General features: G+C 51.3%; 16 protein-coding genes. 15 read left to right on the top strand and 1 reads right to left on the bottom strand.

Annotation, left to right across the window (positions count from 1 at the left end):
- The first annotated feature begins 137 nt into the window (after positions 1-137).
- The 10 genes from LBW88_RS16815 (at position 138) to LBW88_RS16770 (ending at position 9,215) form a co-directional block, all read left to right on the top strand.
- On the top strand, positions 138-1,532 hold the full coding sequence (locus LBW88_RS16815) for an MFS transporter (protein ID WP_224933560.1): 1,395 nt from the start codon (positions 138-140) through the stop codon (positions 1,530-1,532).
- A 537-nt stretch (positions 1,533-2,069) separates the two neighbouring features.
- Positions 2,070-2,609 (top strand): fimbrial protein, encoded by a 540-nt coding sequence (locus tag LBW88_RS16810; protein WP_224933561.1) that lies wholly within the window; start codon positions 2,070-2,072, stop codon positions 2,607-2,609.
- Between the two features lie 72 nt (positions 2,610-2,681).
- Positions 2,682-3,233, top strand: a complete 552-nt coding sequence (locus LBW88_RS16805; RefSeq protein WP_224933562.1) for a fimbrial protein — start codon at positions 2,682-2,684, stop codon at positions 3,231-3,233.
- A gap of 56 nt (positions 3,234-3,289) precedes the next feature.
- On the top strand, positions 3,290-5,770 hold the full coding sequence (locus LBW88_RS16800) for an outer membrane usher protein (RefSeq protein WP_224933615.1): 2,481 nt from the start codon (positions 3,290-3,292) through the stop codon (positions 5,768-5,770).
- Positions 5,771-5,807: 37 nt separating this feature from the next.
- Complete coding sequence (locus LBW88_RS16795) at positions 5,808-6,584, top strand: fimbria/pilus periplasmic chaperone (protein ID WP_224933563.1); 777 nt, start codon at positions 5,808-5,810, stop codon at positions 6,582-6,584.
- A 15-nt stretch (positions 6,585-6,599) separates the two neighbouring features.
- A complete protein-coding gene (locus LBW88_RS16790) occupies positions 6,600-7,220 on the top strand; it encodes a fimbrial protein (RefSeq protein ID WP_224933564.1) in 621 nt (206 codons plus the stop codon).
- On the top strand, positions 7,213-7,731 hold the full coding sequence (locus tag LBW88_RS16785) for a fimbrial protein (RefSeq protein ID WP_224933565.1): 519 nt from the start codon (positions 7,213-7,215) through the stop codon (positions 7,729-7,731). Before LBW88_RS16790 ends, LBW88_RS16785 begins: the two co-directional genes overlap by 8 nt.
- A 9-nt stretch (positions 7,732-7,740) precedes the next feature.
- Positions 7,741-8,226, top strand: a complete 486-nt coding sequence (locus tag LBW88_RS16780; protein WP_224933566.1) for a fimbrial protein — start codon at positions 7,741-7,743, stop codon at positions 8,224-8,226.
- 8 nt (positions 8,227-8,234) lie between these two features.
- Positions 8,235-8,774, top strand: a complete 540-nt coding sequence (locus LBW88_RS16775) for a fimbrial protein (RefSeq protein WP_224933567.1) — start codon at positions 8,235-8,237, stop codon at positions 8,772-8,774.
- A gap of 117 nt (positions 8,775-8,891) precedes the next feature.
- Positions 8,892-9,215 carry a gamma-glutamylcyclotransferase family protein gene (locus LBW88_RS16770; RefSeq protein ID WP_224933568.1) on the top strand — a complete coding sequence of 108 codons (324 nt, stop codon included), beginning with the start codon at positions 8,892-8,894 and terminating at the stop codon, positions 9,213-9,215.
- Here LBW88_RS16770 and LBW88_RS16765 read toward each other — a convergent pair.
- On the bottom strand, positions 9,207-10,160 hold the full coding sequence (locus LBW88_RS16765) for a MurR/RpiR family transcriptional regulator (protein ID WP_224933569.1): 954 nt from the start codon (positions 10,158-10,160) through the stop codon (positions 9,207-9,209). The two genes, LBW88_RS16770 and LBW88_RS16765, sit on opposite strands and share 9 nt — an antisense overlap.
- A gap of 292 nt (positions 10,161-10,452) precedes the next feature.
- On the opposite strand from LBW88_RS16765, the gene LBW88_RS16760 reads away from it, so the two are divergent.
- From LBW88_RS16760 to LBW88_RS16740, 5 genes are all read left to right on the top strand, one after another.
- On the top strand, positions 10,453-10,758 hold the full coding sequence (locus tag LBW88_RS16760; protein ID WP_160832993.1) for a PTS sugar transporter subunit IIB: 306 nt from the start codon (positions 10,453-10,455) through the stop codon (positions 10,756-10,758).
- A 61-nt stretch (positions 10,759-10,819) separates the two neighbouring features.
- Entirely contained in the window at positions 10,820-11,161 is a 342-nt protein-coding gene (locus LBW88_RS16755) for a PTS lactose/cellobiose transporter subunit IIA (protein WP_224933570.1), read from the top strand.
- A complete protein-coding gene (locus LBW88_RS16750) occupies positions 11,154-12,461 on the top strand; it encodes a 6-phospho-beta-glucosidase (RefSeq protein ID WP_224933571.1) in 1,308 nt (435 codons plus the stop codon). Before LBW88_RS16755 ends, LBW88_RS16750 begins: the two co-directional genes overlap by 8 nt.
- Before the next feature lie 127 nt (positions 12,462-12,588).
- On the top strand, positions 12,589-13,941 hold the full coding sequence (gene celB, locus LBW88_RS16745) for a PTS cellobiose transporter subunit IIC (RefSeq protein WP_224933572.1): 1,353 nt from the start codon (positions 12,589-12,591) through the stop codon (positions 13,939-13,941).
- Between the two features lie 217 nt (positions 13,942-14,158).
- Positions 14,159-14,776 (top strand): glutathione S-transferase family protein, encoded by a 618-nt coding sequence (locus tag LBW88_RS16740; RefSeq protein ID WP_224933616.1) that lies wholly within the window; start codon positions 14,159-14,161, stop codon positions 14,774-14,776.
- The last annotated feature ends 5 nt before the right edge of the window (positions 14,777-14,781 follow it).

Raw genomic sequence — 14,781 nt, 5'->3', positions numbered from 1 at the left:
CGACGTATTTCCAACAGCAAGTTTCACCGCCCGGCAATAGCCGGGTTTTTTATCGATATACTTGCGTAGAAAACGATTGCGCCCGAAACTATTCTCTCCCTAATCCTGATACGTGCGGAAGAGAAAGGAATGGCGTTATGACGCAGAATGGCATCCCAGCTAACAGAACCTTGCTGCTCGCGCTGCTGGTTGCAGTCACCTTCTTTATGGAAAACCTCGACGCCACCGTCATCACCACCGCGATTCCCCAAATGGCACGCGATTTCGCCGCCAGCCCGGTAGCGCTTAACGTGGGTGTCAGCGCTTATTTATTAGCAGTAGCGGTGGGTATTCCCATGAGCGGCTGGCTGGCGGAGCGCTACGGTGCGCGCAACGTGTTTGCCTGTGCCATTCTGATTTTTACTCTGGCGTCGATACTGTGCGGACTCAGCGACACCCTTCTGATGTTCGCATTGAGTCGCGTTTTGCAGGGGATTGGCGGTGCCATGATGGTGCCGGTGGGACGCATGGTGGTGCTGCGTGTGACCGAAAAAAAGGACATGGTGAAAACCATCGCCTTTATCACCTGGCCGGGTTTGATTGCACCCGTCCTCGGCCCGCCACTGGGTGGCTTGATTGTCACTTATGGCCACTGGCCGTGGATTTTCTGGCTTAATATACCGCTTGGGATTATCGCTCTCATCGCCACCACCTACCTGGTGCCTCAGTTCAAAGCAGAGCAACCAAGAGTATTTGATGTGCGAGGTTTTTTGCTGACCGCTACAGCATGCACTGCGCTAATTATCTCTTTGGAAGCGCTCGGTCAGATGCACCTTTACCTCGGTATTCCTTTGTTATTGATTGGGGTGCTGTGCAGCGTACTGGCCTATCGCCATAGCTTCAGCCACCCACAACCTCTGTTGCCGTTCAGTGCCATGACCATTAATACCTTCCGAAATGCGGTTGTCGGGGGATCACTGTTCCGCGCATCCATTAACGCCGTGCCGTTCCTTTTGCCGTTGCTATTTCAGCTTGGTTTTGGCTGGAGCGCAGCGCAAGCAGGCGCCATGGTGCTGTGGGTATTTGCCGGTAATCTGGCAATGAAACCGGCCACCACATGGTTGATGAAACGCTTTGGCTTCCGGCGGGTATTGATGGTTAACGGCGTCATCAGCCTGGCAGCGATGCTGTGCTGCTTGCTGCTCAGCCCTGCACTCGGCTATTTCGCGATTGCTGCCATTCTGTTTATTGGCGGATTGTCGCGCTCGCTCCAGTTCAGCTGCTACAACAGTTTAGGTTTTGCTGATGTGCCCCAGGCCAAAATGAGTGATGCCTCCGTGGTGTTCAGTATCTTCTTCCAGTTCAGCATGAGCGCCGGTATTGCACTGGCCGCCCTGTTCCTGCGCGGAGCGATGCTGTGGCATGAACATGCAACCATTGAGCAGAATGACATTCACATCGCATTCGCGGGTGTGGCTTTGCTGGTGCTGATGTCACTGTTTGATGTCTGGCGACTGGAGAAAAATGCCGGAGCACAGGTGCTGAGTCGATAAAAACAATACTGCCCGCGCGGATAGTGGCGTGGGCGTTTTTATTCATGGCTAGCTCATCAGGAGCATCATGGTTTATTAATAATAATCATTAACTGTTCTCGTAATATTTACGATGCGGCTCACATTAACCGCCATATTGCGGTGTTATAGTTTTTGGCAATTGGACCGATAGGTCATTCAGATTAAAATATCGACATCTTGATCCCTCTATCTTCCTATCACTTCCTTTGTAATATATCCCTTACAAATACCCCATTCACCCACTACATCGACAGAAAATAAATCTTATTTTCATAAAACCACTTGCTGCTCATAATGTTTCCCAACGACGCCGAAAAAATCTAAAGGCGAAGGGAAAAATGAATCATGCAGTTTTAATCTGCATATTCAAGGAGCACCTGATAGCAGTGTGTAAATACTGACATTTCTTCATATTAGAGGCGTAACTCATCGCTAAAACGTCTGATGAAATCTCAGTGAAAACATATTTCTTAAAAATAAGAAAATATGGGTACTAAACCAAATGGAAGATATTAAATGAAAAAGTGTATTATCGCCCTGTCTGTATTAAGCCTGTTTACCGCTTCCTCTGTCTACGCTGCAGGTGGCACAGGTAAAGTCACTTTTACCGGTTCGATCATTGATGCGCCTTGCTCTATTGCACCGGGTTCATTGGATCAAACAGTTCCACTGGGCGCCATCTCTAATGTGGCACTGGCAGCCAACGGCAATACCGGCTCTTCCAGCCCTAAACCTTTCCACATTGAACTGGAAGATTGCGTCATCACTACACCAGGAACGAAAGATAAAGTCAGCGTCACCTTTACCGGAGCAGCCTCTCCACATGACTCAGATAGCCTGGCACTGGTCGGTGGTGATGCCAGTGGTGCATCCATCGTCCTGACTGATGGTGATGGCACTAAAGTTAAACTGAACACCGCGTCCACTGGCCAGACAGTTATCAATGGCAATAACACCCTGACCTTCGCTGCGCGCGTTCAAGGTGGTGGTGCAGCAGCCACTATCGTACCGGGTACTTTCCAGGTGCCGGCGAACTTCGTACTTAGCTACAACTAATCAATAACGCTTCTACTAACCTGCGGCGTGCCTGCCGCAGGTTTTTTCTCTCCTCTATTCTGGAGTGCGAAAATGTTATTTAAGTCATTATTTTCACGATATTCGGCCGTCTGTTTTTTACTTTTAGGTGTTTCGCTAATAACAAAAACATCATTTGCAAACACTGAAGGATTTGGTCGCGTGAATATGACTGGTTCAATAGTTGAGACACCTTGCGCAATTGAAGTCGGCGATCGAGAGCAAACCCTTTTTATGGGAAACCATCCTGTCAGCAAAATTATCCGAGAGGGTCAGGGACCAAAGAAAGAATTCTCTATTCGCTTATTTGGGTGCACCGTCACCCGATTAGATCCCACCAAACCCGACTGGAAAAATTTCAAAGTCATGTTTGATGGTGAGGATGATAAAGGACATTTTAAAACCTCGGGTATGGCCAGCGGTATATCTGTAAAAATCAGTGACCATGTGGGCAATGTGGCTTCACCCGGAAAACATCTGCCAGAAAGGGATCTCATGGCAGATAACATGCACCTTAAATACACACTGAACTTAGTTGGCAACCAGGAAATATTACAAGCTGGCGACCATCAATTAACTATCCGATTCAGAATAGATTATAACTAAAGAGGCACGCAATCATGCTGTTATGCCTTCCGCGTCAAGCGGCTTCACTCTTTTGTATGACCGCCATTGGGACATTCTTATTCATCGGCAATCTGACATCATCAATTGCTGCCAGCGAAGTGCAGTTCAATACGGATGTTCTCGATCTTAAAGATCGTAGCAATATCGATCTCAGTCAGTTTTCGCGTAAAGGTTTTATTCTGCCGGGGATTTATTCTCTGTCTGTCAACCTGAATGCCATCCCTCTGTCTGAGAGACAAATTCATTTCTATCCCGCAGAGCAGGATGCCAATGAAACCGTGGCTTGTGTAACACCAGAGATGTTGTCGCAATTCGGACTCAAAGAATCTTCTTTAGCCAAACTGACATGGTGGCGGGATGAGCAGTGTCTTGCGCTGGAGAGTATCCCGGGTATGGAGGCTCGTGGTGATTTAGGCAAGTCAACGCTCTTCGTAAGTATTCCACAGGCCTACTTAGAGTACAGCAGTCCTTATTGGGATCCTCCCGCTCGCTGGGAAGAGGGCATTACTGGAGCGCTGTTTGACTACAACCTCAACCTGCAAACCCTGCAACAAAACGGCGCGGGCGGAGGAAGTGGCACTAATTTGTCGGGTAACGGCACCAGTGGCGCGAATTTCGACGCATGGCGTTTGCGCGCAGATTGGCAAGCGCGTTACGACCGTCGCAGCGGCAATAATCACGAATCCAACACTCATAGCTGGGACTGGAGCCGTTTTTATGCCTATCGCGCCCTGAGTAAAATCGGCGCGAAGCTGAGTTTGGGTGAGGATTATCTCAGCTCTTCAATTTTCGATAGCTTCCGTTACACAGGTCTAAGTCTGGTCACCGATGACAATATGTTGCCTCCTAATCTGCGCGGCTATGCTCCGGAAGTCAGCGGTGTGGCGAAGAGCAATGCGAAGATCATCATCAGCCAATTAGGCCGCATCATTAAAGAAGTGCAAGTCGCGGCCGGTCCCTATCGTATTCAGGATCTTGATAGCGCCGTTTCTGGCAATCTTGATGTTCGTGTGGAAGAGCAGGATGGCAGCGTCACGCAATATCAGGTGAGTACCGCAACCATCCCTTATCTGACCCGCCCGGGCCAGATACGCTACAAAACAACTATCGGAAAACCCAGCGACTGGAAGCACCGCGTAGAGGGCCCTCTGTTCGCTGCCGGAGAGTTCTCCTGGGGTATCAGTAACGGTTGGTCGCTTTATGGCGGAGGCATTGGGGGGGAGAAATATAACGCGCTATCAATGGGATTAGGTCGTGACCTTTTGTCACTGGGCGCGCTATCAACGGATGTCACGATGTCGCAGGCCAAAGTGCCTAATCAGGATGCCCAGCGTGGCGGTTCTTATCGCCTGAGTTATGCCAAGCGCTTCGAGGAGACGGGCAGCCAGGTCACCTTTGCTGGCTACCGTTTCTCTGATAGCGGCTATCGCTCAATGGCCGAATATCTGGATTCTCTGGACGGGGACATCAGTGCAGGACGCAGCAAAGAGATGTACACCATCTCGCTCAACCAGCAATTTGAATCGCTGAATCTGACAGCGTATTTGAATTACAACCATCAGACCTACTGGAATCAGGCCGCTAACGATCGTTATGACTTATCACTCTCACGCTATTTCGATCTGGGCCGATTTCGAAATCTCAGCCTTTCACTGACGGCGTACCGTAACAAATTTAATAACACCAATGACGACGGTATGTATATGTCGCTGTCACTGCCGTGGGGTGAGTCTGGCACGGTGAGTTACAACGGATCTTATTCCAAAGGCGATAACCGCCAGAGTGCCAGCTATTACAGCCGTGTGGGTGATGCAGACTCTTACCAGGTCAGCACCGGTGTTGCACGCCAGGGTGCCGATCTCAGCGGCTACTACACCCATAACGGCACTCTCGCCCAGATCAACAGCTCAGCGAGCTATCGCGAAGGTCAGTACAGCGCACTGGGGGCTTCAATACAAGGCGGTGCAACACTGACTGCGCAAGGCGGCGCATTGCATCGCACCAATATTTTAGGCGGTACCCGCATGCTGGTTGATACCGATGGCGTGGCCGGCGTGCCGGTGGGTGCTTATGGCAATCCCGTTTACACCAACCACTTTGGTAAAGCCGTGGTGAGTGATATCAGCAGTTACTACCGTAACAGTGTGCGCATCAACGTTGATAAGTTGGCAGATAACGTAGAAGCCCCGCAATCCGTTGCGCAGGGAACGTTGACGGAAGGGGCAATCGGCTATCGCGCATTCAACGTAATTTCGGGTGAGAAAGCGATGGCGGTCATACGGTTGGCCGATGGTTCAGCTCCTCCATTTGGTGCCACCGTTTTAAATATGAAGAATCAAGAAGCCGGTATCGTTAATGATGATGGCAATGTTTATCTCAGTGGTATTAATTCCGGTGAGACAATGGTAGTGCGCTGGAATAATGAAGAACAGTGCAAGATTTCATTACCCAAGATGCTGCCATCAAACATGATGAACAATATTTTACTTCCTTGCGAAGAGATAACGCGATCTTAAAAAACACTTTTCAATCAACTAACACTGTAGGAAGAAAATGAACAGAAAACATTTATTTAGCATAATTACAGTAACCACCTTTAGCCTTATTTCACATTCAGTTACTGCTGCAATATCACTCGATCGAACGCGTATCATATTTCCTGGTTCAGAGAAGTCCGTCAGTTTAACAGTAAGCAACCAAAACACGGAACTGCCTTATTTAGCGCAGGGTTGGCTGGAAGACGAACAAGGTGAAAAACTCACTGCGGGTAGCCCACTTACAGTTGTGCCGCCAGTACAGCGAATTGAACCCAAAGCTGAAAGCCAGATAAAAGTGCAGGCCCTGACCACAGCTGAATCCTTTAGTACACTGCCTCAGGATCGTGAATCGCTTTTTTATTTCAACCTGAGAGAGATTCCGCCTAAAAGCGATAAACCTAATGTGTTGCAGATTGCCCTGCAAACGCGCATCAAACTGTTTTTCCGTCCGGCCTCTTTAGCAGAAGCGGCGGCGGCACAACATGCGTTGCCTTTCCAGGAAAAAATAACCTTAAGCAAAAGTGGCGATAAGTACACCGTTATTAATCCAACGCCCTATTACATCACGCTAATTGGCGCCAGCGCTAAAAAAGACGGAGAAGTGATTAAAGGGTTTGATGCCCTAATGATCTCACCCAATAACCAGACAGTTTTGGGCGGCAGCGCAGCGGCATTAGGTGCTTCGCCAGTATTGGTATACGTCAATGATTACGGCGGCCAAACAGCCTTAACCTTTAAATGCAGCGGCAATGTTTGCAGTGTTGATACCAGTAAGCGCGCAACACCAAAATAATCAGGAAATGAACTCATGCAAAAAACGGTTATCACGACGCACATGAAAAGAGTACTTAAGTGCGTGCAATTCTCAGCGCTTCCAGCGAGCGTATTGTTATTTTCTTCAATGGCGCAGGCGGGATTTAATGATGGGCTGGTCGATGGTAATTACGGCGTCATTCGGGCCCATGGTACTTTGACCGAGAGCGCTTGCCGACTGGAGATGCGTTCAGCCGACCAATCAGTTGATCTGGGGAACATTGCTACCGGCGTGCTGAAACAGCCTGGTGATATCGGTAATTTAGTACCCATTGCGCTTTATTTGCATGACTGCCTACGCACGTCATCTGCGAACCGGGATGTAAAAGGCAATCTCGTCTGGAGTGCCAGCCAGCCAGCGGTCTCATTCACCTTCACTGGGATAGAAGACCCGGTTAATCCTCAACTGGTTAAAGCACAGGGTGTTGAAGGCATGGGGCTGCGATTAAAAGATGCCTTCCGTAAAAATGTCACGCTGGGGCAACGCGGCAAGCCATTGTTAGTCACTCCTGCCAGTAATGTAGCCATCTATTACATTGCACCTGAACGTACCAGGGACAATCTTCGCGCCGGAAGCTATTCAGCCAATGTGAACTTTAGGTTGAACTATGATTAATTTAAATCCGAGAAAAAAGACAGGACTCCTCTTATTCGGCTTTGCGATGACTGCAATATTCGCAGTTATTTCTATAAGTCGATCTGTGCAGGCATTTTCAACGACCGCGACAGTAAAAGTCAAAGTACTGGCACCGCCCTGCATCGTTAATGGAAATCGAGATATTCCGATTGATTTTGGTAACGATATTATTGTCTCGCGCATTGACAGTCGTATTTATGAGCGTTCGATACCCTATGTGCTCGACTGTTCAGCGGGCACGTCGAAGGCACTGAAAATGCAAATTCGTGGAGGTGGCGCTTCTTTTGACACGACAGTACTGGGTACAAGCAAAGCCAATCTTGCTATTGAATTAAAAAGTAACGGTTCAAAGATGGCAATAAACAGCTGGCATAACTTTACCGATCCTGCACGACCCTCATTAAGTGCGGTTGTGATTAAAAATAGAAGTGGTTCCGTCACAGGTGGATACTTCACAGCAACATCAACGTTGCTGGTTGATTATCAATAGGAAGAAGAGATGAATAATATTAAACGGCCTAACAAAAAACAGATGATGTTATTTTTCTGTTTATTCATGACTTTTCCAATGGCGCAAGCAACAAATGTCAACTTTAGGGGGACCCTAGTGGAATCTATTCCCTGTGAGATTAACAGAGGCGGACTCATTGAGGTTGACTTCGACACCGTCATCATTCGTGGTATAGATGGTAACAAGTATCGTCAGCCCGTGCCCTACACAGTGACTTGTTCGGGAACCGGAAGTGTTCGTTTAAGCGTCCAGGGAACATCAGCAAGCTTTGACAATACTGCGGTGGTCACGAACAAGAGCGGTTTAGGCATTAGAGTTGAACAAAATGGTTCGCCATTACGTATTAATCAATTTATTTCAATCAATCTCTTAAGACCACCTACGCTGACTGTCGTCCCCGTTGCCAACCCTGCATCCTTACCTACAGCAGGTCCTTTTACGTCCCGAGCGACCATCATCGCAGATTATCAATAGGGTCAGCTATGAAGCGAATCATCACATTTTTAATTATCCTATGTGCACCAGGCTACGGGATGATACTTCCTTCGTCGGCCTACGCAGCGGAAAACCTTATTATGCGCGGGACGCTTGTCGATAACCCCTGTTTTATACGGCCGGGTGATGAATTAATTAAGCTTGATTTCGAAGAAGTCATCGATAAATACCTTTATCGCTATAAGCGCACGCCCAGCAGGTCCTTAAAGATTCATTTAGAAGATTGCGACATAAGTGTCTTCAAAGAAGTTAAGGTTAGCTTTCAAGGTACGGAAAACACCTCCTTGCCGGGATTATTGCGTCTTGATCCAGGCAGTGCAGCCAGCGGAATCGCAATCGGCATTGAAAATACAGACGGATCTGCTTTAAGCATTAATAAACCAGCACCGGCCATAAAATTGCAGGCTGGCAATATGGTGCTGGCATTCCAGGCCTATGTGCAAGGGGAACCTAATGCCATTATTAACAAACGAATTGGGCATGGACAATTCACGGCTACGGCAACATTCGTATTAAACTACTTATAAAATATGGAGTGTAACGTCTGCTTTACTTAGCATAAAATTCACAGACGCCGCACTCCATTGGCTTACCTCACTTCCCGCGCTAGATTCAAAGCCTTTCCCTTATTGCTGAGGTAGTTAATGCACAGTCTCTTCGTTTACGGCACGCTCGGTCCAGGCCGTCCTAATGCGTATATCATGGAAAATATTGGCGGAAGCTGGCAGCAAGGTTATGTGCTGGGCAACTTGCGTGAAGCGGGCTGGGGCGCTGCGATGGGTTTTCCCGGCATTGAACTCACTGCAGATGGCGCGCAGGTTAACGGCTTTGTCTTCAGTTCGGATAACCTTTCCGCGCACTGGTCGATGCTTGATGAGTTTGAAGGCGAAGGCTATCAGCGCATACCGGTTGAAGTGGTGCTGCAAGATGGCAGCACCCTAATGTCAGAAATCTACGCGCTAAAATGACCTAAGCGCCGTTTCCAGCCGATCCAGCGCGCTGAGAATGCCATAGCTGCGCGCCTGCTGTTCATCCGGCAACGGTAACCAAATATCCGCCTGACTGGCTAAATCCAGTGCAGTTGGGCAGATCGCGATCACCGCGGTTTTCTGGATATGAGCATGATGCACCGCGCTCAACACGCTGCTGTTCACCGCATCCGGCGCAAGAATCAGCAGCAAATCATCCGGTTGTAATCGGCTCAGCGTCATACGCAGCAGGTTATCGTCCTGAATCCACGCCAGTGCCAGACCTGTTGCGTTTAAGCGTTGATGCACTTCAGCCACCAGCGGTGTTGTTTGCCCTGCCGCACCAATCAACAGCACGCTTCGGGCTTTACGTAACATTCGCGCCGCCCGCTCCCAGGTCGCGGTTTCCGCCAGTGTCCACTGCTGGGCTAACGCCTGATGAATCGCCTCCAGCTGCGGAATACCCTGTTTGGCGCGAGGCGATGGCACAGAACTGGCACGCGCCAGCCGCATACGCAATTCGCGAATATCTTCACAACCCACAGAACGGGCAAAACGGGTAATGGTGGCAGCACTGACTTCGGCGCGCCCGGCTAATTGCTCGATCGTAGCTGATGCGGCAAACGCGATATCGTTGAGAATCGCCACTGCAACACGATTTTCCTGCTGGCTCAGCGAAGGTTGACGTTGACGTATCACATCGATAAACGCCCCTTCCTGCTGGCCTGCTTTGCGCACCTGATGCAGGAAATCATCCAGATCGCGACAGCCCGCTGAAGCGGCAAAACGGTGCAGCACATCCATGTTGACACCCGCTTGCTTAGCCAGACCCTCCATGGTGGCCTGCGTGCTGACATGCAGGTTTTCCAGTATAAAACGCGCCAGTTTTGACTCCGGCGCATCCGCGCGTGCCGATTGCTGCCGCAGCTGCCAGACAATATCCATCCGCTCACCACATCCTCTCGTTGCGAACATCCATCATGCATGAAAATATTTTTCAGTGTGAGTTTTTTTTCAGCGATTCCAGCCTGATAGTGGCTTAAACCCCGTCATGTTAACGAAAAATTACAGCACCGATCACACCTGTGAAAAATATTTTCACAAACAATCACGTTATAACCCATTAATTTTAAATCATTATTTATTCATTCATCAGAAAATCATCTGTCCGGAGGGTATTTACACCGCCTCAAACACAGGTCTTAAATGGCCCCGACAAATCACAGGAGGAAATCATATGCGTATCGTACTTTGCTGTGCTGCAGGGATGTCCACCAGCATGCTGGTCAACAAAATGCAGAGCGCCGCTCAGGGGCGCGGGCTGACCATTGATATCAAAGCGGTGCCGGTGGCGGAATTCGAACGCATCCTGCCGGATGCCGACGTGGTGCTGCTCGGCCCGCAAGTGAAGTTTGAAGCCGCCCGCCTGACGGCCATCGCCGAGCCACAGGGCAAAGCGGTCGCCGTCATCGACATGATGGATTACGGCATGATGCGTGGCGAACAGGTGCTGGATACCGCCCTGGCGTTGCACACCTCGTAATACCTCCGTTTTACCCAAACTGACCGAAATAAACACGGCCTTGTGCTGTGGGGGATTCTGCATGTCCGAAGAAGTGGTTATCGAGTTTGAAGAACAGATCATGTTGCTGCTGGTGCAGGCCGGTGCCGCTCGCAGTGCAGCACTCAGCGCCCTGCGATTGGCGCGTGAAGGTCAGTTTGCTGCTGCCGAGCAACAGCTCATGGCTGCCAAAGAGAGCGTCAAGGGTGCACACCAACAGCAAACGGCGTTGATCAGTCTCGATGAAGGCAGCGGCAAACTGCCCGTCACCCTGATTTTGGTACATGCCCAGGATCACCTGATGAACGCCATGCTGGTGCAGGATCTGGCGGGCGAAATCATTGAACTCTACCGCCGCACTGCGGCAGGAGGAACCGATGCTTAAGATGGCAATTATTGGTGGTGGCAGCAGCTACTCACCGGAACTGGTCGAAGGGATTATTAACCGCTATGCGCAGTTGCCGGTGACTGAACTGGCCCTGGTGGATGTGGAATCGGGTCGTGAGAAAGTGAATGTCATTTCCGACCTCACGCGCCGTATGCTGCAGCAGAATGGCTTAGAACAGGTCAAAGTCAGCGTGCACTTTGAGTTGGACGATGCGATTCGCGGTGCCAGCTTCGTGCTAACCCAGCTGCGAGTCGGCCAGCTGGCGGCGCGTGCGGCTGATGAACGTCTTGGCTTGAAATACGGCCGCCTAGGCCAGGAGACCACCGGCGTCGGCGGTTTTGCCAAAGCCCTGCGCACCATTCCGGTGATGCTGAACGTGGCGCGTAAAGTGGAAGAACTGGCGCCTGATGCCTTCATCATCAACTTCACCAATCCCGCGGGCATCGTGACCGAAGCCGTTTCACGCTACACCAATGCCAAAATCATCGGGCTGTGTAACGTGCCGGTGAATATGCATCATATGATTGCTGGCATGCTCAACGCGCCATGGGATGATGTGCAACTGCGCTTTGCCGGGCTCAATCATCTGGTGTGGGTGCATCAGGTGACCTGCCGTGGCGAAGATGTGACTAAGCAGGTGATTGAACAATTGTGCGACGGCCAGTCGCTGACCATGAACAACATCAAAGATATGCCGTGGTCACCGCAGTTCCTGCGTGCGCTCAACGCCATTCCCTGCCCGTATCATCGCTACTACTGGCAGACGCCGCAGATGCTGGCCGAAGAGCAGGAGAAAGCGAAAAACGGGCATGAAGGCACCCGCGCTGAGCAAGTGATGAAGGTTGAAGCCGAGCTGTTCGCGCTGTATGCCGATCCGCATCTGGCGCACAAACCGGAGCAACTGAGTTTCCGCGGCGGCGCTTATTACTCTGAAGTGGCGGTTGAGCTGATCAGCGCGATTCACAACAACAGCGGCAAGAATCTGGTGGTGAACTGCCGCAATAACGGCGCAATTCACGGCCTGCCCAATGACGCGGTGGTTGAAGTGAACTGCCTGGTGGATGCCCAGGGCGCGCACCCGTTGGTGTTCGGTGAGTTGCCGCCGTTGATGAACGGTCTGACACAGCAGATTAAAGCTTTTGAGCGCTTAACCATCGAAGCGGCGGTTCATGGCGATCGCAATCAGGCGTTGCTGGCGCTGTTGGGCAACCCGCTGGTCGGCGATGTCGCGACAGCGGAAGCCCTGCTGGAAGAAGTGTTAACGCTGAACAAGCCGTGGTTGCCGCAGTTCAATTAATGCTGGTTTAACATCCTGCGCAGCCACGTTGCGGTGCAGTTTATTGCGCGATAGATCGCACCGCTGCCCAGTGTGCAAACATCCGCTGATAATCATTTTGTTGCGCCATTGAGCCTGAGGAGGCCCTGTGTCCAACCGTACTCTTATTGAACGTTATGTGTTGCCCGCAGCGCTTAAAGTCGCCGGACAAAAGCATGTGCTCTCGGTGCGTGACGGCATCATTCTCAACATGCCGTTTATGCTGATTGGCAGTTTCTTCCTGATCTTTGCCTACCTGCCAATTCCGGCGTGGGGCCATTTGATGGCGGATCTGTTTGGCGATACCTGGCGCAACAAACTGCTCTATCCGGTGCGCGCCACCTACGACATCATGGCGCTGATCTCCAGCTTCGGTATCGCCTATCGTCTGGCGGAGAAGTACCGCACGCTGGATCCACTCACCAGCGGCGCTATGGCGTTAGTGGCCTTTGTGATGACCATTCCGCAACAGACACTGTTTGCCCCGGTTGAAAATGCGCCCGCACAACTGGTGACTGGCGTACTGCCGATCTCGATGATTGGCAGCCAGGGCTTGTTCGTGGCCATTGTGATTGCGCTGATGTCGACGGAGATTTATCGCCTCGTCCATAGCCGCAATCTGGTGATCAAGATGCCGGAAGGCGTGCCGCCTGCGGTAGCAAAATCCTTCCTCGCGCTGGTGCCGGGATTCTGCGTGCTGGCGGTGGTGCTGATCATCCGTCTGGCGGTCGAAGCCTCACCGTTTGGTGACATCAATAATCTGATCGCCACCGTGATTGGACTGCCGATGCATCATGTTGGCGGCACGCTGCCGGGTATGATTTTCTCGGTGCTGCTGATCGGCATTCTCTGGACGCTGGGATTGCACGGCGATGCGATTGTGCTGGTGTTCATCCAGCCGGTCTGGCTCTCCAACATGAGTGAAAATCTCGAAGCTTTCCAGCATAACCAGCCGATCCCGCACATCTTCACGCAGCAGTTTTATGATTTGTGGATTGCGCCCGGCGGCACCGGCGCGTTGCTGGGTCTGGTGATCTTTATGCTGATCCGTTCTCGCAGCCGCCAGATGAAACAGCTGGGTAGGATTGCCGGACCCGCTGCCCTGTTTAACATCAGTGAGCCGTTGGTGTTTGGCATTCCGCTGGTGATGAACCCGTACCTGTTCCTGCCATTTATTCTCACCCCGGTGGTGCTGGTGATTGTCTCATGGGCCGCCATGACCACCGGACTGGTTGCCCCGCCAGCTGGCATCGCCCTGCCGTTTACCACGCCGATATTTGTCAGTGGTTATCTGGCAACGGGCGGGCACATTTCAGGCACCGTGTTACAGGTGATCAATCTGGCGATCTCGATGGTGATCTACTATCCGTTCTTCCGCATCTGGGATCGTTTGAAACATCGTGAAGAGCAGCAAAGCGAACAGCAGGCTCAGGCTGTGACAGGAAGTGCCGTGGTTTCATAGTTACCGGCAAGCCCCTGCGCGGCAATCGTTATGCACAACGGCCCTGCAAAAGAGTTTCAACGCTTTTGCAGGGCCGTTGTGCATCAACACCGCCCACCATTCTTCCATTTTCCGCAATAATGACTTCGCAAACCCGGCTATTCTGCCGCGCCACAGGCTGTGCCAACCTTTAGACAGGGTTCGGGATCATCCCGGCCACCACTAAAGGACACTGATGATGAAACTCTACCACTTCCCGCTTTCTGGCCATGCGCACCGTGCACGTCTGTTCCTGTCTCTGCTCGATCTGCCGCACGAGGTGATTGATGTTGACCTCGCCAACGGTGAGCACAAATCCCCGGCATTTCTCGCCATCAACCCGTTCGGTCAGGTACCGGTGCTGGAAGATGACGGCGTGTATATCTCCGACTCCAACGCCATTCTGGTTTATCTGGCGAAAAAATCAGGCCGCAGTGAGTGGCTGCCAGAAGATGCGCTGGGTGCGGCGCAGGTGCAGCGCTGGTTATCAGTAGCGGCGGGCGAACTGGCTTACGGCCCCTGCGCGGCACGCTTGATTACCGTATTTGGCCGCCCGTTCAATCCAGATGAAGTGATCGCCCGTGCGCATACGATTTTGGCGCTGATGGATCAACATCTGACCGGGCGTGACTGGCTGGTCGGCGATCGCCCCACCATTGCGGATGTCGCTCAGTACAGCTACCTGATCGGCGCGCCGGAAGGCAACGTGGATCTCTCTGGCTATCCGGCGGTTAATGCGCTGTTGCGCCGTATCGAAGCACTACCGGGTTTTGTTCCCTTCCCTGAAACCGCTGCCGGTCTGCGCAGCATCGCGTGAGATAA

The organism is Pantoea sp. alder81 (genome assembly GCF_020179835.1).
Taxonomy (GTDB): domain Bacteria; phylum Pseudomonadota; class Gammaproteobacteria; order Enterobacterales; family Enterobacteriaceae; genus Pantoea.
The sequence above is the reverse complement of the archived record's forward strand: the minus strand, read 5'-3'. Positions and strand labels throughout refer to the sequence as shown.

Excerpts from the sequence above, each read along its gene's own strand:
- LBW88_RS16815 (WP_224933560.1), top strand. The coding sequence starts at position 138 with ATGACGCAGAATGGCATCCCAGCTAACAGAACCTTGCTGCTCGCGCTG.
- LBW88_RS16810 (WP_224933561.1), top strand. The coding sequence starts at position 2,070 with ATGAAAAAGTGTATTATCGCCCTGTCTGTATTAAGCCTGTTTACCGCT.
- LBW88_RS16805 (WP_224933562.1), top strand. The coding sequence starts at position 2,682 with ATGTTATTTAAGTCATTATTTTCACGATATTCGGCCGTCTGTTTTTTA.
- LBW88_RS16800 (WP_224933615.1), top strand. The coding sequence starts at position 3,290 with ATGACCGCCATTGGGACATTCTTATTCATCGGCAATCTGACATCATCA.
- LBW88_RS16795 (WP_224933563.1), top strand. The coding sequence starts at position 5,808 with ATGAACAGAAAACATTTATTTAGCATAATTACAGTAACCACCTTTAGC.
- LBW88_RS16790 (WP_224933564.1), top strand. The coding sequence starts at position 6,600 with ATGCAAAAAACGGTTATCACGACGCACATGAAAAGAGTACTTAAGTGC.
- LBW88_RS16785 (WP_224933565.1), top strand. The coding sequence starts at position 7,213 with ATGATTAATTTAAATCCGAGAAAAAAGACAGGACTCCTCTTATTCGGC.
- LBW88_RS16780 (WP_224933566.1), top strand. The coding sequence starts at position 7,741 with ATGAATAATATTAAACGGCCTAACAAAAAACAGATGATGTTATTTTTC.
- LBW88_RS16775 (WP_224933567.1), top strand. The coding sequence starts at position 8,235 with ATGAAGCGAATCATCACATTTTTAATTATCCTATGTGCACCAGGCTAC.
- LBW88_RS16770 (WP_224933568.1), top strand. The coding sequence starts at position 8,892 with ATGCACAGTCTCTTCGTTTACGGCACGCTCGGTCCAGGCCGTCCTAAT.
- LBW88_RS16765 (WP_224933569.1), bottom strand. The coding sequence starts at position 10,160 with ATGGATATTGTCTGGCAGCTGCGGCAGCAATCGGCACGCGCGGATGCG.
- LBW88_RS16760 (WP_160832993.1), top strand. The coding sequence starts at position 10,453 with ATGCGTATCGTACTTTGCTGTGCTGCAGGGATGTCCACCAGCATGCTG.
- LBW88_RS16755 (WP_224933570.1), top strand. The coding sequence starts at position 10,820 with ATGTCCGAAGAAGTGGTTATCGAGTTTGAAGAACAGATCATGTTGCTG.
- LBW88_RS16750 (WP_224933571.1), top strand. The coding sequence starts at position 11,154 with ATGCTTAAGATGGCAATTATTGGTGGTGGCAGCAGCTACTCACCGGAA.
- LBW88_RS16740 (WP_224933616.1), top strand. The coding sequence starts at position 14,159 with ATGAAACTCTACCACTTCCCGCTTTCTGGCCATGCGCACCGTGCACGT.